Genomic DNA, 19,065 nt, shown 5'->3' with positions numbered 1-19,065 from the left:
CATACCGGGTTTGGATACCCGCCGGCGCTGCTCGACAGCGCGCTTAGCCACGCTATCTTACCCATGAACGCTATCTCCCCCGAATCCGCAGCCAAAGCCGGCATGACCGGCACCGAAATCCGCGCCAGCGCATCGCTGGCATCGATTTTTGCCCTGCGCATGCTGGGACTGTTCCTGATCCTGCCGGTATTTGCCGTGCACGCCAAAGGCTTATCGGGCGGAGAAAATGTCGCCATGGTCGGCCTGGCCATGGGCATCTACGGCCTGGCGCAATCGTTCGGCCAGATTCCGTTCGGCATTGCTTCCGATAAATATGGCCGCAAGCGCGTGATCGTCATCGGATTGATTTTGTTCGCGCTGGGCTCCTTCGTTGCTGCCGCGGCCCATGACATCACCTGGGTGATCGTCGGACGGGCGATTCAGGGTGCCGGCGCCATTTCGGCGGCAGTGACCGCCTTCATCGCCGACTCGACGCGCGAGGAACACCGCACCAAAGCGATGGCGATGGTCGGCGCCTCCATCGGCCTGACCTTTGCCGTGTCTCTGGTGGCGTCGCCGGTGCTCTACCGGCTGATCGGCATGGACGGGATTTTTTCGCTGACCGGCGTACTGGCGCTGGCAGCCATCATCGTCGTCCTGTTTGTGGTGCCGGATGCGCCGATGGTCAAGGCCAGGCGCGTGCCGTGGGGCGAGGTGCTGCGCCATGGCGAGTTGATGCGCCTGAATTTCGGCGTGTTCGCCTTGCACATGACGCAGATGGCGATGTTTGTGGTCTTGCCGGCTGCGCTGGTCCAATATGCCGGCCTGCCGGTTGCCGAGCACTGGAAAATTTACCTGCCGGTGGTGCTGGCATCGTTCGTCTTCATGTTGCCGCCCGTATTCATCGGCGAAAAGCGCGGCATGATGAAACAAGTCTTCGTCGCCGCCATTTCCTTGTTGCTGGTCGTGCAGATCGGCATGTGGGTGACCTTGTCGCATTTCGCGGCGCACTGGTGGGCGCTGGTATGCCTGCTGTTCGCCTTCTTCATCGCGTTCAATATCCTCGAAGCCTGCCAGCCGTCGCTGGTGTCGCGGATCGCCCCGGCAGCGGCCAAAGGCACGGCGCTGGGCGTCTACAATACTCTGCAGGCGCTGGGTTTGTTCTGCGGCGGCGCGCTCGGCGGCTGGCTGAAACAATACGCCGGCGCGCCCTCGGTATTCTTAATGTGTGCTGTGGCAACACTGACCTGGCTTATAATCGCGTCTAACATGAAAAACCTGCCTCGCCGTGGCATTCAGCCCGCAAGCGCAACCGCTTGATTTGAAAATTAGTTGAAAATTAGTGAAATTCAGGAGAAATAATGGCATCGGTCAATAAAGTCATCATCGTCGGCAATCTCGGACGTGACCCGGAAACGCGTTACATGCCCAATGGCGAAGCCGTCACCAACGTCGCCGTCGCCACGACCGAAAGCTGGAAAGACAAGAACAGCGGTGAAAAGAAAGAACTCACCGAATGGCATCGGATCACCTTCTACCGCAAGCTGGCTGAAATCGCCGGCCAATATTTGAAGAAGGGATCGCAAGTCTACGTCGAAGGCCGCCTGCAGACGCGCAAGTGGACCGACAAGGACGGCGTGGAAAAGTACACCACCGAAATCATCGCCGACACCATGCAAATGCTGGGCAGCCGCCAGGGCATGGGCGGCGGTTCATCGATGGATGAGGCCGGCGGCGGTTACGGCGGCGGCGCTGCTCCTGCACGTCAGAATACCGGCGGCGCTGCCGCGGGAGCCGCGCGCGCACCGGCAGCAGCGCGTCCGGCACCGAATTTTTCGGATATGGATGACGACATTCCGTTCTGAATTTGATAAGACTTTCTGTGTAAAGAAGAATAATCTTCAATATTCCATAAGCCTTTGTTCTTAAATTAATATTTTCTGAAGAATGCCTCCAAGTTTCGTAAAGAGCTTGGAGTTTTTTTTGTCTTGTATCAACGTAATGATAAAGTTCTTCGCATAAGACGATGAGCAAGATAAAAATCTTTGCATAGAAGCGACGACGTGTGCTCTCACTCTTCTAGAATGCATTTCATCAATAGGCGTGAGATGCGTTTTCCCCGGAAAGGGCGCTGGCAAGACGCGTGATGAGTCGCGTAGCGGTGCCGAATGTGCAATGCGGGAGGGAGCACCTTGCAGTCCATCCCAAACAGGACTTGCTCGCACTCAGGCCTATTGATGAAATGAGTTCTGGTATGCATGACTACGAATCACGGAAAGTGAGAATCACCAAAATCTCACACCCCCTCAGGGGATAGGTTGCCGGTTCTATTGCATGACGAAGACATGCTCGTCGTCATTGCCAATAAAGTTGTCTTGGCTCATAGCCTTTTGAATTTGAATACTCCCCTATCGGAACCTTCGCGAGTTATCTATTTTTTCGAGGGGATGGGGCGCACCGCAGGAAATTCATCAAGATCCCCAAAACGTATGGGTAATATTCGGGATCTGATCTTGCATAGCCGTTCAGTCGGATAACGGTACTGAACTCGTTGCCATCGCTTTGCGGCAATGACTTGCCGGAATTGGCATGAAAATGGCCTATATCGGTTCTGTAATCGCGAAGATAAGTAGTATGAAGAGCAATAAGCTAAGGCTCGTACCAACGAAGATGGTATTTAATATCTTGGCAATCATTTGTATTCCCCTCATAGGTTATTGTCAAAATGATGTCAATCATTCTATCTATGAGTAATACCTTGTTCCGTCAAAAAAAGTAAATAAAAGACAACATGCGTAAAGAAGATTTATCAATTTCGCGCCATTCAAAACCAATGGCTCTCCTGAGTTCCTCAAGCAAGTCTGACTCCGAATAAAAACTGGCCCGCTCATTCCAATCGAGACACTATCGCAGCAATCCAGGATATAGATTTTTCAAAAAGCCTGTTCGGTATCTTGTCAATCCTTGCCACGGTCATTCTTCTTGAAACCGAGGGTGTCGAACATGCTGCGAAACGGTAATGTGATGCTGGAGCATTGCTCCATGTATGGAGCTGATCGTATCGAAAGCAGATTTCTGAGCATTGTTCTCTCAAATTCTTCCACGGTGTTATTTGATATAGATCAGTGTTGCCAAATGACGTCAAAGGCAAAGTGGTCCGCAGGACATCGGTGCCAAATATTCTTTTCGGCCATGAAGCCGTGTCAGGTGCGTATATCAAGCAACTTGCTGATTAGCGTTGCGGCGGACAATTCTGATGTGAAGCCTAAGAAAGCCAGGAATGTTGCGATTCCAAATCGCAGAAGCGGCGCCTCATGAGCAAGCGTCGGCTGCAGCGCACGCTCAAACATCAACTGAAGCTAAGGAAATATGTCATGACAAGCTCGCCAGGAATCGTTGATCAAACCGTATTGAAATTGACTCCGCCTCTTCCCGTTGCATCAGACGTTGCGGCATCGGATCTGAAAAATCATCTGACGCAGATATTGAAACTGAGAAAATCGAATCGCGACTTCAGCGATCGGGACATCAGTGTTGAAACGCTATCCCGACTTCTGTGGTCCGCCTTCGGCATCAACCGCCCGGAGGGTTCGCATCGTACTGCACCATCTGCGAAAAATTGGCAAGAAATTGACATTTATGTTGCCAGATCGGATGGACTCTATCTGTTTGACCCGCATGCATTTGTTCTGTCTCTTGTCCGAAAAGAAGATCTTCGCGGGGCCACAGGCTGGCAAGATTTTGTGCCGCATGTTCCGATCAATCTTGTATACGTCGCCAATCTGGAAAAGATGGGGGATGCTCCTCGTACAGAGAAAAAATTCTATGCAGCGCTCGATGTCGGGTTCATCAGTCAGAACGTCTATCTCTTCTGTGCTGCGGAAGGGCTCGGCACTGTCGTGCGAGGTTGGGTCGATCGTCCGAAGCTCGCCAAGATGATGGGGCTGAGCGTTGCCCAACGCATTATCGTTGTCCAGTCGGTAGGGTACTCACGATAACGACGTGCTTTTCGGGGCGACGTTCGCTTCATGAATCCGGATTGTTCTCATCTAATCATCTGGCACACATCTTTTGGATCGGACCGCCTGCTGATGACGTCGTATTGTGCCGTCGTATCCGATACTGCAGACGTCGAAAGGGAAAATCCGATGCGATCCTAGAGGCCAACCGGAAAGGTCTCGGGCGCTTCTCCAGTCTCCCAATGACTGCTTAACTCAAGCGGCTTGACAGCGTGCGTTTCATCGAAATGTAATATGGCGTCGAATTGCTGCGGCATGTTTGCATGAAAATAGTGACTTTGCCGCTCGGTTTCCGGCAGATAAATCACGCCGATGGCGCGTTCCAGGTATGGCTGAGATAGCTCGTCTTTTAACGAATCATTTCCGCGCAGAGGCAACATGAAGCGTTCAATTCCGGTCTGATGAAACAACTCTTCGTAGCTTCCTGTCAGTGCCGGCCGCACGCGCTTGCGTTGTGCAGGGGCATCCCAATCGGACGCGGCAGTCACGGTTCCCCGATAGGTCGTAAAGCCGATCAAAGCAACTTGTTCTCCATATGACTGGCGCGCCAATTGACCTACGTTCCATTCGCCAAGACGTCCGATATCCGTGGCGCGCGCATCGCCAAGGTGAGAGTTGTGTGCCCAGACCACGATCTTCGCCGGTTCGGATAACGAATGCTGAAGGTGTTGCGCAAGCGCGTCAAGCGTTTCCATCATATGCTGGTCGCGCAAATTCCAGGAAGATACACGTTTGGAAAACATGGTGCGGTAATATTGCTCGGCGTCCGCGATGAGACGAGCATTTTGCTGCGCATAGAAAAATGCGTCAGTCGCATCCGCCCCGTCATGCTGCAAATATTTTCCAGCCTGTACACGCAGATCTTGCAGTTGAGTCACAACAGCCTCCTCGCAAGAGGCGGACATGCCGAGGCCAACGGCGTAACCATATGTCTGACTGTCCTTCTGAAAGTGATCGAAGCAGGCATAACGCTCCCTGGCGCGGCGCGCGGCTTGCGGATCGACATTGTCGAGATAACGCAGTACCTCCTCGATTGAAGTGAACAGGCTATAAAGGTCTAGACCATACAAACCGACATCCGGGCGCTGCCGCATGAATGTGCCGTTGTAGTCGCGCAGCCAGTCCACAAAATCAAGCATCTCCGCATTGCGCCACATCCAGGTAGGAAAACGTTTGAAGCCTCCCAGCGCTTGCTCGGCATTTTTATCCTCGCTCCGATGGCGGACATAACGATTGACCCGATAAGCATCCGGCCAGTCGCCCTCGATTGCAACAGCCGTAAAATTTCGTTCGGTAATGAGTCGTTGCGTAATGCGCGCGCGTTCCCGGTAGAACTCCTGCGTGCCGTGACTTGCCTCACCCAGCAAAACGAATCGCGCTTCGCCGATTAACGCCAGCAAGGAGTCGTAATCAGTATCGGCGCCTGTGAGAATGCTTGCAGATGACCGGATGGCACTACTAATGGATTCTGATTTCACGAGATACCCTTTCTGGTTTGTGGCAGGTCAAGTAGCGTCCGATCCGATCAAATGCCGGGTAAACCACGCTGATGCCAGTACAGAAACAGCTTCCAGGGTGCCGGGCTCTTCAAACAGATGCGTTGCATGAGGAATGATTTCCAATCGTTTTTCGCAACTCAGCGTGGCATAGGCTTTGCGATTCAATTCAATGACGGTGAAGTCGCGTCCGCCGACGATCAATAGCGTTGGGGCGCGGACCTTGCGAAGTGCATGATTGCCAGCGAGATCGGGGCGGCCGCCGCGCGAGACAACCGCCGCGATATCGGAACTATGCGTAGCAGCCACTTGCAATGCTGCGGCCGCGCCGGTACTGGCGCCGAACAATCCCAATGGATGTCCTGCTGTGCCTTCATTCTGCTGCAGCCAATCGCAGGCTGCGCTCAGGCGTTGTGTGAGCAAGGCGATATTAAAGCGGGTCGCGGCGTTCTGGTCTTCGTTCGGCGTCAGTAGGTCGACCAGCAATGTGCCAAGACGGGTCTGCCGCAGTCGTTCCGCCACGAAGTTGTTGCGCGGGCTAAAGCGACTGCTGCCGCTGCCGTGAGCGAACAGGACTGTGCCGATGGAATTTCGCGGCAGATCCAGCATTCCTTCCAAGCGGACCCCGCCAACCTTGATGCAGATCAGCTCTCTTTGCATTGCTCGCATCGCCAATATCTCCTCATGGTTTTCTTGGCCATCACATTTACGTAGAACTCATTTCATCGATAGGCGTGAGATGCGTTCTTCCCAGAAAATGCACTCGCAAGGCCTGCGACGCGGCCAGCGCCCTTTCTGGGAAGAACCCAAACAGGGCAAGCTCGCACTCACGCCTATTGATGAAATGAATTCCAGCGACGACATCGGCCGCCGACTTGCAAGTCCCTGATGCAGTTTTCGGGGATCAGGCACGACCGGGCTGCGTCAGACCCGCGTGCAGAAAGATGTCAAGCAGAAATATCCTTCCCTGGTTTGATTTGCGCCTGTCGTTTGGCAGCTTTATCAAGGAATGCAACCACCTCGTCATCACTGGTCTGACCGAAGTCGTCATACCACATGCCGACTGCATAAAAGGGTTCTGGAGCCATCAGGAAAATGGTCTCATCCACTTGCGACTCAATCTGACGGATTGCATCCGGCGCGGCAACCGGAACTGCAATAACAAGACGCGCCGCTCCGGCCTTGCGTACCGCTTTGATGGCCGCAAGCATGGTGGATCCAGTCGCCAGGCCGTCGTCGACAATGATCGCGGTTCGACCTTCCAACTGAAGAGCGGGGCGGTCGGCCCGATACAGCTTTTCACGCTGAGCCAGCTCTTTGAGTTTGCGCTGCGCTGTTGCCTCGACTATCTTTGCGGAAATATCAAAGTTCCTCAATACATCAGATTGCAGTACATAGACGCCATCGCTGGTAATGGCTCCCATTGCAAACTCTTCGTTTCCAGGAACGCCCAGCTTTCGCACCAGCAAGACGTCAAGCGGTACGTCCAATGCCTGGGCAATCGCAAAGCCGACCGGTACACCGCCACGCGGCAGCGCCAGCACAATCACATCAGGACGCCGGGCATAAGCGCCGAGCCGTTCCGCCAATTTCGCTCCGCCTTCGGTGCGATCTTTGATGCGTTCTGTTTCATGCATATATTCTCCGGTCCTTTAGGCGAATCTGAAATGCCTGGTAGATAAAACGGGGCACGTAACCAGAAACGAATCCCACGGCATTCATTTTTACGCTAAATTTTTTGGATGTTAGACGCTTGCTTTCCTTTGGGGCCTTGTACGATCTCGAAACTGACCTTCTGTCCTTCCGTCAACGTTTTGAATCCATCCATCGTAACGGAGGAAAAATGTGCAAACAAATCTTCACCGCCACTATCCGGCGTGATAAATCCAAAACCCTTGCTGTCGTTAAACCACTTTACGATACCGGTTGGCATAATTTGTCCTTCATGAGGTAAATCGTGAGCAATCTGTGAAATTAGACTGGCAACCCTGTTTCTCGGTTGTTTTGCCATGCTAAGAGCGGAAGAACCATCGCATTCTGATCTGCATCAAAATTGCGGGATTCCCATGATGTCGTTTTTTGCCGAGAATTGCCGACATAGGCCGCATCTACGGACTGCAAGGATTTCCGACGTCGCCGACGCGCATTTTTCCGAAAAAGAAAGCTATCGAATGCGCGACGTATTTTTTCTTCTGCACAGATGCCGCCCGGCGCCGCCACTCAAAATGAGAATGGATCAATCCCCAGTCCTGCGATTGATCCAGATCAATGTTTATCATCCGTTTACTGCTTAGGATGAAAAATCAGAGTGCATTTCATAAATAGCTGCGAGTGCGAGCATCTCCGCGGACGGTCATTCAAGACGGCAGCGTAACAATTCACAAGAAAGTGGTTGATTCTCGATGGCCTTGATGCCATCGGCAGCGCTGTGCGATATATCACATGCCTATTAACGGCGCATTGGACAATAAATTTCTCAAAAATATTTGTTCTTGGTATTAGATTCTGGTTCACGAACGCAAGGAGCGCATGATGAGTAATGTCGGAAGCATTGATCGAGGGATACGTATCGTTGTCGGCGCAGGATTGGTGTTGGCAGCACTGTCGGGCTATGTCGGACTATGGGGGTATATCGGCGTCATCCCTTTATTGACGGGTGTTTTCGGTTATTGCCCCGCCTACAGATTATTTGGTTGGTCGACTTGTCCAATAAAAAAATGAGGTAAAGCAGGATCATCCTCATCTTTCTGCAAGGTTCGCAGAAAATGAGAACCGCTGATTGCACGCAGGACCAGGGCGCGCGGTCGCAGTTGTGCTGGTTATTTGCGCGCTTGCCGATCGCAATGGAAAAAGCGATTTTGCTTCTTTATTAGAACGCATCTCACGCCTATCTATGAAATGAGTTCCACATATCTTCCGGGCTTTTCAGTTTCAGGATTTATTCTATGGTGAGGAGACTGCCATGTCGGTCAAACTACTGTTGTTTCATGATGCCGCCCGAACCAAATTGTGTTTGGGGCTGAATACGCTTGCGAACGCTGTAAAAGTCACGCTCGGCCCAAAAGGCAGGACCGTCGTTCTGGGAAAACCGTACGGTTCGCCATTGATTATCAATTCCGGAGTGGTGGTCGCGAAGGAAATTGAGTTGCAGGATAATTTTGAGAATCTCGGTGCGCAATTGGTGCGCGAGGTTGCGACACATACTTCCGAGATGGCAGGCGATGGCACCACCACTGCCACGGTACTGGCGCAGGCTATCGTCCAACAAGGCATGAAGTTCGTCGCTGCAGGATTCGATCCGATGGATTTGAAACGCGGTATAGATATGGCAGTCGACGCCATTGTCGCAAGGCTGCAAGAAAATTCAAGAAAGGTCAGTTCGAATCAGGAAATAATGCAGGTGGGTACCATATCGGCAAACGGCGACATGGCGATCGGCGAGATGATCGCGCAAGCTCTGGAGCGTGTCGGCGGGGACGGCGTGGTCAAATCCGAGGATGGCAGGGGCATGAAGAACGAACTGGAGATTGTCGAAGGACTGCAGTTCGATCGAGGTTATCTGTCTCCCTACTTCATCAACGAATCCGACAAGGATCGCGTGACGTTGGAAAACCCTTTGATTCTGCTTTCTCAAAAGCCGATCTCATCGATTGAAACACTATTGCCGCTTCTCGAGAAAGCGATAAAAACCGGCCAGCCGTTGTTCATCCTTGCCGAGGATATCGGCGGGGACGTACTCACAACGCTGGTGATCAATTCTTTGCGCGGCACGTTAAGAGTTTGCGCTGTAAAGGCCCCTGGATTTGGCGAGCATCGCAAAGCTCAACTTGAGGATATCGCCATCGTTACCGGAGCGCATGTAGTCTCTGAAGAGGCCGGCTTGGATCTGGAAAAACTGGAACTACAAGATCTTGGTCGCGCCTCGCGTATTGAAATCGACAAAGACAATACGACCCTGATCGGCGGCGCCGGCGATGCCGAGAAAATCAAGAATCGCATAAGCCAGATTCGAAAAGAGATTGATCGCACCGAAAGCGATTATGAAAAAAAGCAACTGCAGGAGCGCGCCGCCAAGCTAAGTGGGGGCGTCGCGCTGATCAAGGTTGGCGCTTCTACCGAGATCGAGATGAAAGAAAAGCGATCCAGGGTTGAAGACGCGATACATGCTACTCGCGCAGCGACGGAGGAAGGCGTCGGCGCCGGTGGCGGAGTGGCTTTGCTGCGTGCGCGCGCGGCGTTGACGGACATAAAAACCGGCAATATGGCGCAGGAGTCGGGCGTGAAAATAATTCATCGTGCATTGGAAGGGCCACTGCGCCAGATTGTCTGCAATGCCGGCGGCGAACCGGATGTCATCATTGAAAAAGTGCTCGATGGGACCGGCGATTTTGGATACAACGCAGCCACCGATGAATACGGCAGCATGATAAAGATGGGGATCATCGATCCTACAAAAGTGACACGGCTGGCCCTGCAAAATGCTGCGTCGATCGCCAGCTTGATTTTAACAACCGATTGCATTGTCGTGGATCGATCCGATTTGGCAACACGAGAGGAAACGCCAGGAATGCAGTAAGGAAGGTGCAACACAATCCACGTCGGCGATTCGCCATACCGATTACATGATCCGTCAAATAGTCTGCTTGCCATCGACCTGCCTATCTTGCCTGGATCCGATGTGCGTCAGATGTCGGTTTCGGCTGTCGCCACGCGCATGCCGCCGATTTCGCTCTTCGCCTTCGCACCACCCGCTATATTCCAGGCAAGCGTCCTTCACTTCCACTCCAATTGTTACGCTTCACCAATGAAAACTTGACGCATATCAATCCGGGCGTGAAGCATTGCTACTAGAGTGGTGACAAATAGCAGGTAAAAGAGGAAGAGGGATGTCATGAACAATACGATAGTCGGCTTGGCGGATATTGCAACGCTGGGGCAGTTGTTTGACTGGCGGCTTGAGCAGACGCCCCATAACGAGGCATATCGCCATTTCAATCCGATAACGGGACAATGGCATTCCCATAACTGGGAACAAATCGGCGAGCGCGTCAGGAGTTGGACCAGCGCGCTGGCAGCCTTGGGCTTTCCGCAGGGGGCGCGGATTGCAATCTTGTTGCCCAACGGCATCGATGCGGTCTGCCTTGATCAAGCCTGCCTGGCGCTGGGATTGGTGCCGGTGCCTATGCATGCGCTCGATAACCCGGCCAGCATTGCATATATCCTCGCCGATTGCGAAGCGACAATGCTGGCCGTGTCGACGCGCGAGCAATGGGATGCGATCGTTGGCGTCGGCGAGGCCATGCCGTCATTGAAATCGGTACTGGTGACCGATGACGGCGACTTCACCGAGCATTACTCGGCGCGTCATGACCAGATATTGGTGATCGCCTTGCCCGCCTGGCTGGCCGGCGGCGTCTTGCCGGACGGGCACCATAAGCCTTCAATGTCGGGCGACGCCCTGGCGGCGATCGTCTATACCTCGGGAACCACAGGTCGACCCAAGGGGGTCATGCTGACGCACCGTAATATCTTGTCGAACATTCGCGCGGTGATGGCAATAGTGAACGTCGAGTCGGAGGATGTATTCTTGTCGATCCTGCCGCTATCGCATACGTTTGAACGCACTGTCGGATATTACCTGGCGATTGCCGCCGGCAGTTGCGTCGCCTATGTCAGATCGGTCGCCCAGATTGCCGAAGATTTGAGCGTGATCCGGCCTACGGTGCTGGTCTCTGTGCCGCGCATCTACGAACGCACCCACGCGAAATTACTCGAGCAACTGGCTGCTTCCGGCGTGCTGGCGCAACGCTTGTTCGCGCTGGCGCAAACAATCGGCTGGCGGCGCTTTTGCCGTAATCAGCAGTTGCCGAGCACTGATGCTTCCCGGCACTGGCTTGATCCTTTGCTGTTTGCTGTCCTGCAGCCATTGGTGGCGCGCAAGCTGTTGGACCGCTTCGGTGGGCGGTTGCGTATCGCCGTATGCGGCGGTGCGCCTTTGCCGCACACGGTTGCCGAATGTTTTCTTGGCTTGGGGTTACCCTTGGTGCAAGGCTACGGCATGACTGAAACATCGCCGGTGGTGGCCTGCAATACACCGACCGACAATTGGCCTGCCACTGTCGGCAGGCCGCTGGCAGGGGTGGCTGTGCGCATCGGTGAGAACCAGGAACTGCAGGTGCGTGGCGATGGCGTGATGACCGGCTATTGGAAACGCCCTGAAGAAAGCGCCAGGGCAATGACGCCGGACGGTTGGCTGCATACCGGGGACCAGGCGGTCTTGGAGGACGGACGCATCCGCATTATCGGCCGGATCAAGGAGATCATTGTGACTTCGACCGGGGAGAAGTTGGCGCCGGCAGACCTGGAGCTGGCAATCACTGCAGATCCCTTGTTTGAACAGGTATTTGTGGTTGGCGATAACAGGCCATTCATTGCCGCTTTTGTGGTGCTGAGCCAAGTCGGACTGGCTCAATTGTTGCGTGAGTTGTCGCTGGCGGCAGGGGAGACCGCTTTGGACTCGCCAATACTAAGAGAGGCCGTGCTGCGTAAGGTCAAGCAGGCCAGCATGCATTTTCCCGTCTATGCGGTCCCGCGCATGGTTTGGTTGACGACGCAGCCATGGTCACTGGAAAACGGCTTGATGACGCCGACCTTGAAATTAAAACGTCATGTATTGCTGCAGCATTTTCATGCAGAGATCGATGAGATCTACGCGCCGCATACACCCGGGCAGGGAATGCAAGCAGCAGCCGTCAGCTAAGCGCGAAGAATGATAAAACATACGCCGCCGCCGCTGCAAGCCATCGGCGAAATTGCTTAAAAACGCGTCACGGGTAAAGCGACGGTGAGCGGGCGATTTGCCCAGGCAATGGGTGTTGCCATCAATTCCAAGCGACGGGCGAAGGACGATTGAATATGTGCGGCCGGCCGACGATGAGCAGTCGTCGAACCGGCACTCACCATCGAGAGACTATCGCAGGCGGTCTGCGCGACGGAAATACTTGCGGGCATATTCAAGTATTTGAGCGTCTGTCGGATGGTCGACAGTCTCTACACTCAGCACTTTTTCAGCCACTGCACTTTGATGCTTCAGCAAGTGCTTCATCAAATTCAGTTTTTCAAATCCCGGTCCGACAATGAGGATTTCAAGAGAGTCCTTGATGGCGTTCGCGACATCGTTGAAAAAGGAAACGTTTTCGGCGGCATGCCCTGAACCCTGTATGCCTGATTTCACATGTAGATGCGGATGTGTCGAATGACTATGGACGATTTCATTCTCCGCAGCTTCCGGCGTGAAGTGGATGACATGTGCTTCCTTGTGATCGATCCAGACGACGACATGGGTGGTCGACATAAAATATCTCCTCAAAATGTGGGTTTTTAGAAAAAAGATGAAACGGGGGAGCGTATTCGATACTTCGCTTGATCGTTATCACATACGCACAGTTTAAATAGCGCAGCCAAGAATGCGTTGATCTACGTCAAACAGTCGCCTGCCGTCACATGCTGTCGATGTCGGCGCACTGATTGGCTCTGCACAGTAACGGCGATCCCGGTTCAGCCGACTCCGCGATATGCACTTCATGCCTGATGATCTTGCGGTAATAGACGTCGAGGACCATGCACCAATAAAGTTGGAACGCATCTCACGCCTATCTATGAAATGAGTTCTAAGTTAACGCGACAACCATCCTGACATAGGGGATTTGCCGAGATGGCGCGAGGTGTGTTTGAGAACGTTTTGCGGCCTCGCTGAAGTCATCCCCATCAATGTCATATCAATCGCTGGAAACTCTTCCCCTATCTGATTGCCGGGATGGAATTGTGTCGTGAATATGGGCCAATTTTTAGTGCAAATTCCCAATGTTTTCAAAGGGCATTACTCAAGAGGGCTGCCACGCAGGCGGAAACCCGGTAACCGTGGACTATTCGCAAAAAAATACTCATGCCAGGTATATTTGTGTTGTCAATAAAACCATTTCTACTGTAAATTGACTTCAGCTTCATCCTTTTACCGAACGGTGTCCCCTCCCCCCAATTCATTCGTCGGTAGTTGAGAGCGTCACGGAAAGCGTTGCCTGTCATACCGGCTCGCGCAGTCTTTCTCTCTCTCATTGACGGAAGCTCGTCTTGCCATCAGGTCTATTTCCTTGGCTTGCCGCAGCTACCGTATATCAATTCTTTCGACGAACGTCCCATCTGCTCAGTACAGCTTCCTCGTTGTTTGGGGATGCATTGATTTTGAAATTGATATTTCTTCTTGCGACCCAGAGCCCGATGTCATGTGGAGGCTCATTTGCGAAAAGTCATTTGTTCATCGTTTCCGAAAGGGCAAAGGCGTCGGCATGTATTCCTCACTACGAAGAAGATTTTCTGTTTGCAATCTTCCCGAGGCTTGGCTAAAAGCGCCATCCATGGCGTCTTTCGCTGACAAGGTTTTGTCGCAAACGAATTTAACAAGCGTCCTAATATCAACTCAACCAAACAAGCATATGCAGCAAGCGATGGCGCCGACGAGATAGTTTTCAAAAGAGAGAGCAGCGATTGCAGCGTGGCTTGTATTGGCGAATGGCGGCACAGGACCTTTTTAATAAGTCCGTTTTGTGAAGCATCCAACGTCCTTTCAGGAGAAGTAAAAATGAAAAAGCAAACCATCGCAGCAATCGTAGCCACATTGTTCGTCGTACCGGCTATCGCCCATCAAGGCCCTAGCCAACAGCAAGCGTCGAATTCGACACGCATCAATACCGTTGTCGCCTCAACCGGCGGTAACGGCGGTGCTGGCGGCAATGCTGCATCGGGCAATGCAACAGGCGGCGCTACTACCGGTGCAGCAGCGACCGGCGGCGGTGCGGTCCAGGGCAACTATGGCGGCGTCGCAAATACAGGGGGCAATCGCACAGTGACCGGCGGCGTCAATGCAGCAGGCGGCAATACCACTGCCGGACGTACTTCCGGCAGCGGCACACCGAGCGGTTTCCATCCGGCGGCAAGCACCACCTCCGGCAACACGCAAACGGCTAACGGCAATGCCGTAGCAATCGGCGGCAAGACTTTTTCGTCGACCGGTTCGGCAGACGCATCGGCAAGCGGCAACAGCAACAACGGCGGCTCGGCGCTTTCCGTGACCAAGGGCGGTAATGTCATGAGCGGTCCGGCGACAGCGGGTAACGGCGGTAACGGTGGCAACTCTGCCGCTACAGCGTTCATTCACTGATCCAGTTCCAATGTGACGCAATAGAGAAAGCAGGAGGGCCCAAAGGCTCTCCCGCCGCGAAACAAGAAAATACAAGGGAGTGGACCGTGAAAAACAAGTTAGCGGGGATGTTGGCAGCCTCGATATTTGCTCTGCCAACAGCATGGGCCGGATCGGGAGATGGCGGAGGCAATGGCGGTAATGGAGGAGGTTCGTCGCCTTCGTCCAGTTCGTCATCGACTGCGAACGGCGGAGCAGGCGGAGCAGGCGGATCGGCAAGCGGTGGCGCAGCCACCGGGGGCTCCGCCACTGGCGGGGCGGCGACCGGAGGCAGTGCATCCGGAAACACGTCCACCGTCACCGTATCGCTGACTTCCGGGACGACAGGTACGGGCGCTGGTTCTGCCGCCGACGTTGGCGCCGGTGCCGCCAGCACAAAGGCGACAGTCGACTACGGCGGCAGCTATACCGTTCGCTCAGCGCCTGCGATGGCGGCACCTTCGCTGACGTCGACGTTTTCCGATACGTGTATGGGATCGTCTTCGTTCGGACTGTCGGTTGTCGGATTCGGCGCTACCGGCGGCACCACGATGGTTGATGAAGCTTGCGTTCGGCGCCTGGACTCCAGGGAGTTTCGCGCCATGGGACTCAATGATGTGGCGCTGGCCTTGCTCTGCCAGAGTGCGGCAAATCGCAAAGCAGTTGAAGCTACCGGTCGTTCCTGTCCGTCGGCGGCGCCTCCTTCAATTGCGACCACCAGTCTGAATCAGTCACGGGAGCAATACACCGATCCATTTGTCCGTCGCCGCCTCGGCGTCGAACCTCTTGAGGCAGCGCCAGCGACAGTGGCACCAGCCACGGCACCAGTTCCGGCAGATGCCAATGTGGCGGTTGCAGCCGTCACGCATGACGAGCCGGAGGCGAAACCGATCACGGATGCCGTTGCTGAAGGCAAGTAATTTGCCGGAGTCCTTGTGCTTCCCTGTTTCACTGACACCAAGAAGAGAGGCTATGGAATGAAGCGGAACGCCACAAGAGAGCAAATCGCAGCAGCACTCAAACAAGAAGAATTGGGCATACCGTTGGCGGATGTTCTTCAGCAGACAGGCGTTTCACAGAAGACCTTTCTAAGCTGGAAAAAGCAATACGGAGCGCATCCCGAGTATTCGAACGATTTGAAAGTGCTGCAAGAAGAGAACAGCAGACTAAAACAGCTAGTGGCCGAACTGACTTTGGATATCGGGCGGCTCAAAGATGACATTGCACACAAATAACGAAGCTGTTGGAGGAGACCGCAGCAAGTGGCAATGCAATGATTTAAAAAGGGGTGGGAGCCGGATTTTCATGAAGTGCCGGCAGGGGCGGAGAGCGGATCGTTGTGTTGTATTCGCTGTTCGCAATGCTGTTAATTAAAAACATGTTTCGAGTCGTTTTATTTAACGAACAGCAGTAGAAAAATTCCACAAAAGATGGACCTGTCGGAAAACGGCGGGTGCGAAAGAATCGTCAGTTATCTGGAGAGATTCGTAAAAATGGAAAGTTTTCAAACAATACAGTCGGCTGAAGATCGTACAGCCATCAGGCATATCGGCATCATCGTCTCAGATGGCGTTATCCTGGCCGACATCGTCGGTGCCGCGGAGGTTTTTGTCGTGGGCGACAAGCTGATTTCTTCGGTATTTTCGGGGTCGACAGGCTACAGGCTGTCGCTGCTGTCGCCATCGGGAGGAATGATCATGTCGTCGTCGTCGGTGGCGGTGATGACAAGTCCGTTGCCGCCCGCCGACGCGCATAATTTGGACAGTTTGATCATTGCCAGCGGCAGCGGAAATTTCGATGCCTATCGCGATCCCAGGTTGATCCAATGGCTGCAAGATACGCACTCCAGCATACGTCGCACCGCTGCGTTATGCACGGGTGTCTTCGTACTCGGAGCGACCGGTCTGCTCAATAATCGACGAGCAACGACACACTGGGCTTTGCGGGATAAATTGCAGCAGGAGTTTCCATTGATTGTTGTGGAGCGCGATACCCTGATTTTCCAGGACGGCAACATTTTCACTTCCAGCGATGCCGGTACCGGCGCAGATATTGCACTACGCTTGCTCGAGGAAGATCTGGGTTCCACGCTTGCGAAGCGCGTGGCGCAAAGCCTGGTCACTTATCAGCGCCAACGCGAAAATCCTCACCCTCATCCGCAGACCACGCATCGCGTCGATGAATCGCTCAGGAACGGCCGGATCCACAAAGCACTGCGTTGGCTCGAGGAGCATATGGCGTCGTCGATCAGCATAGTTGACGTGGCCAATTTCGTCTCCATGAGCGAGCGCAACTTCCAGCGCCAGTTCAAGCGCGAGACGGGACAGACGCCGCATAGCTTTCTTATGAAGATTCGTCTGGAGGCCGTACGCCAGCATTTACGGGAAACCGATCTGCCGGTCGACAAGATTGCGCGACGCTGCGGATTCTTCAGCGGTGAGCACGTCGCCAAGCTGTTTCGCAAGCACCTCGACACCTCGCCATGCGAGTACCGACGCAGCGAAAGGGCATTGCAACCGCGGCAGCTATTACGCGCAAGCGAACCGGTGGAGCTGGCGTACAGCAAGAGCGGAAGATGAGATGGGAAGCGCATTGTTTCATCAACGCTCGGCTACCCGCGCGGTAGCGGACTTGCGCTGTCGCCGGCTACCGCCTTTTGTTCCATCCCGATCATAGAAGGGAACGACCATGAATCAATCATCAGATGATGCCATCGAGTCTTTGCTGGTCCTGAATAACGCCCTCAATGATTTGCTGTCGGAAATGCATCACTTGCTGCTCCTGCTGTGCGACGAACGAGCCAAGCTGGACGGCACGGCGATTGCCGCCGTCCGGTTGCTGGCCAACGATGTGATTGCGCGCGCCAAGAGAGGCTATTGACTTGCGTGTTCCTGTTCCGCACGCCTCGTTCTGGCAGAAGCAATCAAAGATCATGAGGCAATTTCAACCATCACAATACGGTCATGATATGAAACTCGACGATTTTTTCAGATTCTATAGCGTGTATCGCCGCTGCGGAAATCCGGTCTGGGCGTCAATCCGTCTGGCTCGATATCGCATTTCGGACTCTTATCAATAACCTGGGTAGAGGATTTTTCCTCGCCAGTGTTGTTCGATAAATCGTGCTTTCAGAACTTTGGCGATATCCGCCGGGCGCGCGGCTCAATTCACTGCCTGCCGCGCTCTCATCGCGGCTTTGTGCATGGCGGCGATGCGCTCCATCTCCGCCGGCTGCCAGTAGACCGCCGAAAACCAGGCAATCGATCGCACTTCCGGAAACATCTTCCGGATATCGATCAGAATGCCGATGTTCTGTTTCTCCGTTCCGGTACCGTCGAGCGTAGGTTTGATTTGCGTACTGCTGCTCTTTTTACGTACGACGTCCTGCATAAGCTTGCCACTCACCCAACCGGCCGATCGTCCCCAATCCTTAAAGTATGCCATCGGCAATACTTCGTCCAAATCGGCGCTGAAGGCGGCCAGGTTCTGGCCGACCTCGGTGAATTCCGGCGGCAACAGGAAGGCGGCCAGTTTCACACCTGGTCGGACATCCTTCAACGTTTCTCGTACGCCGCGGACATAGGCGCCTATTTTTCTTGCACGCCATCGTTGCCAGGCAGCGGAGGACGCAGAGGGCTCAGCGTAGTTCAGCAGCAAGGGATCAATGCCGATTTCCTGTATCGCAAGCTGGCGTGTATAGTCGCCGACATCCATGTTGACATCGTCGAAGCGCAGCCAGTCGAGCGAAATGCCATCGACACGATAGTTGCGCGCGACTTCCGCGATAAGACTACGCTCATAGGCTTGCACATCGGGATTGATCGGGTTGATGAAGAATTCGGTGTTATTTTTTCCTTTATATGCCCGGCTGCTGCCTTCTTCGGCAGACTGCATCTGCCATTCCGGGTGCAGTCGCATCGCGGCCTGATCATGGAATTGCGGCATCCACGCATAGACTTTGATGCCGAGCCGATGGCCTTCGGCGATGGCGGCTGCGAGGACATCGAACTTCTCGTAGCCTGCGGCAATCTGCGCGATGCTGCTGGCATAGTAGACTTGGCCGGAGGGGCGCTCATCGTCTTCATCCTGTTTGACGTTGAGATGAACAAGGGTCACATGGGCCTTCTTCGCATGCCTGAAAAAATCGCTTATGTCTTTCTTCGTCTTGAAATTATTGACGGTTCTGACGACCAACTCAATCTGTAACGGCGTTGGTGCGGGTGTCGTCTTGATCTTGTTGTGCGCGTTCGTAGCAGCGTGGGCGTCGGAGAGCAGCAATGAAAGATTCAGCGAAACATATCCGACGCCGACAAGACCGAAGAATGATTTTTGCATA

General features: G+C 53.9%; 17 protein-coding genes. 11 read left to right on the top strand and 6 right to left on the bottom strand.

Annotated elements, in window-relative coordinates; translation table 11 throughout:
• The first annotated feature begins 102 nt into the window (after window positions 1-102).
• From RV1423_RS10130 to RV1423_RS10120, 3 genes are all read left to right on the top strand, one after another.
• A complete protein-coding gene (locus RV1423_RS10130) occupies window positions 103-1,299 on the top strand; it encodes an MFS transporter (RefSeq protein WP_034295989.1) in 1,197 nt (398 codons plus the stop codon).
• A gap of 41 nt (window positions 1,300-1,340) precedes the next feature.
• The gene (ssb, locus tag RV1423_RS10125; RefSeq protein ID WP_034295988.1) at window positions 1,341-1,844 is read left to right on the top strand and encodes a single-stranded DNA-binding protein; all 504 of its coding nucleotides are present in this window, start codon (window positions 1,341-1,343) and stop codon (window positions 1,842-1,844) included.
• 1,449 nt (window positions 1,845-3,293) lie between these two features.
• Window positions 3,294-3,977 carry a nitroreductase family protein gene (locus RV1423_RS10120; protein WP_231502155.1) on the top strand — a complete coding sequence of 228 codons (684 nt, stop codon included), beginning with the start codon at window positions 3,294-3,296 and terminating at the stop codon, window positions 3,975-3,977.
• A 158-nt stretch (window positions 3,978-4,135) separates the two neighbouring features.
• On the opposite strand, the gene RV1423_RS10115 is transcribed toward RV1423_RS10120, so the two are convergent.
• The 4 genes from RV1423_RS10115 to RV1423_RS10100 all read right to left on the bottom strand — a co-directional run bounded on the left by RV1423_RS10115 (window position 4,136) and on the right by RV1423_RS10100 (window position 7,427).
• Window positions 4,136-5,476, bottom strand: a complete 1,341-nt coding sequence (locus RV1423_RS10115; protein ID WP_034295987.1) for an erythromycin esterase family protein — start codon at window positions 5,474-5,476, stop codon at window positions 4,136-4,138.
• A gap of 27 nt (window positions 5,477-5,503) precedes the next feature.
• The gene (locus tag RV1423_RS10110; protein ID WP_034295986.1) at window positions 5,504-6,163 is read right to left on the bottom strand and encodes a dienelactone hydrolase family protein; all 660 of its coding nucleotides are present in this window, start codon (window positions 6,161-6,163) and stop codon (window positions 5,504-5,506) included.
• 278 nt (window positions 6,164-6,441) lie between these two features.
• Window positions 6,442-7,131 (bottom strand): phosphoribosyltransferase, encoded by a 690-nt coding sequence (locus RV1423_RS10105; protein WP_034295985.1) that lies wholly within the window; start codon window positions 7,129-7,131, stop codon window positions 6,442-6,444.
• A 92-nt stretch (window positions 7,132-7,223) separates the two neighbouring features.
• On the bottom strand, window positions 7,224-7,427 hold the full coding sequence (locus tag RV1423_RS10100; RefSeq protein WP_034295984.1) for a cold-shock protein: 204 nt from the start codon (window positions 7,425-7,427) through the stop codon (window positions 7,224-7,226).
• Between the two features lie 596 nt (window positions 7,428-8,023).
• On the opposite strand from RV1423_RS10100, the gene RV1423_RS29015 reads away from it, so the two are divergent.
• The 3 genes from RV1423_RS29015 to RV1423_RS10090 all read left to right on the top strand — a co-directional run bounded on the left by RV1423_RS29015 (window position 8,024) and on the right by RV1423_RS10090 (window position 12,254).
• Window positions 8,024-8,215 carry a DUF2892 domain-containing protein gene (locus RV1423_RS29015; RefSeq protein WP_081768773.1) on the top strand — a complete coding sequence of 64 codons (192 nt, stop codon included), beginning with the start codon at window positions 8,024-8,026 and terminating at the stop codon, window positions 8,213-8,215.
• A gap of 241 nt (window positions 8,216-8,456) precedes the next feature.
• Window positions 8,457-10,070: a chaperonin GroEL gene (gene groL / locus RV1423_RS10095; protein ID WP_034295982.1), complete on the top strand. Its 1,614-nt coding sequence runs from the start codon at window positions 8,457-8,459 to the stop codon at window positions 10,068-10,070.
• A 315-nt stretch (window positions 10,071-10,385) separates the two neighbouring features.
• Window positions 10,386-12,254, top strand: coding sequence for a long-chain fatty acid--CoA ligase (locus RV1423_RS10090; protein ID WP_034295980.1), 1,869 nt, complete (start codon window positions 10,386-10,388; stop codon window positions 12,252-12,254).
• A 210-nt stretch (window positions 12,255-12,464) separates the two neighbouring features.
• Here the strand turns inward: RV1423_RS10090 and RV1423_RS10085 are convergent, their stop codons facing one another.
• The gene (locus RV1423_RS10085; protein WP_034295978.1) at window positions 12,465-12,848 is read right to left on the bottom strand and encodes a translational machinery protein; all 384 of its coding nucleotides are present in this window, start codon (window positions 12,846-12,848) and stop codon (window positions 12,465-12,467) included.
• A 1,284-nt stretch (window positions 12,849-14,132) separates the two neighbouring features.
• On the opposite strand from RV1423_RS10085, the gene RV1423_RS10075 reads away from it, so the two are divergent.
• The 5 genes from RV1423_RS10075 to RV1423_RS10055 all read left to right on the top strand — a co-directional run bounded on the left by RV1423_RS10075 (window position 14,133) and on the right by RV1423_RS10055 (window position 17,609).
• On the top strand, window positions 14,133-14,711 hold the full coding sequence (locus RV1423_RS10075; RefSeq protein WP_034295976.1) for a hypothetical protein: 579 nt from the start codon (window positions 14,133-14,135) through the stop codon (window positions 14,709-14,711).
• 86 nt (window positions 14,712-14,797) lie between these two features.
• Window positions 14,798-15,649 carry a histidine kinase gene (locus tag RV1423_RS10070; RefSeq protein WP_231502152.1) on the top strand — a complete coding sequence of 284 codons (852 nt, stop codon included), beginning with the start codon at window positions 14,798-14,800 and terminating at the stop codon, window positions 15,647-15,649.
• Window positions 15,650-15,706: 57 nt separating this feature from the next.
• Entirely contained in the window at window positions 15,707-15,964 is a 258-nt protein-coding gene (locus RV1423_RS10065; RefSeq protein ID WP_034295973.1) for a transposase, read from the top strand.
• 258 nt (window positions 15,965-16,222) lie between these two features.
• Window positions 16,223-17,308 (top strand): GlxA family transcriptional regulator, encoded by a 1,086-nt coding sequence (locus RV1423_RS10060; RefSeq protein ID WP_034296116.1) that lies wholly within the window; start codon window positions 16,223-16,225, stop codon window positions 17,306-17,308.
• A gap of 109 nt (window positions 17,309-17,417) precedes the next feature.
• Complete coding sequence (locus RV1423_RS10055; protein WP_034295970.1) at window positions 17,418-17,609, top strand: hypothetical protein; 192 nt, start codon at window positions 17,418-17,420, stop codon at window positions 17,607-17,609.
• Window positions 17,610-17,891: 282 nt separating this feature from the next.
• On the opposite strand, the gene RV1423_RS10050 is transcribed toward RV1423_RS10055, so the two are convergent.
• A complete protein-coding gene (locus tag RV1423_RS10050; protein WP_034295967.1) occupies window positions 17,892-19,064 on the bottom strand; it encodes a family 10 glycosylhydrolase in 1,173 nt (390 codons plus the stop codon).
• Between the last annotated feature and the right edge of the window lies 1 nt (window position 19,065).

The organism is Herbaspirillum sp. RV1423, from assembly GCF_000577615.1.
Taxonomy (GTDB): domain Bacteria; phylum Pseudomonadota; class Gammaproteobacteria; order Burkholderiales; family Burkholderiaceae_D; genus Herbaspirillum.
This window is presented reverse-complemented; position numbering and strand designations above follow the sequence as displayed.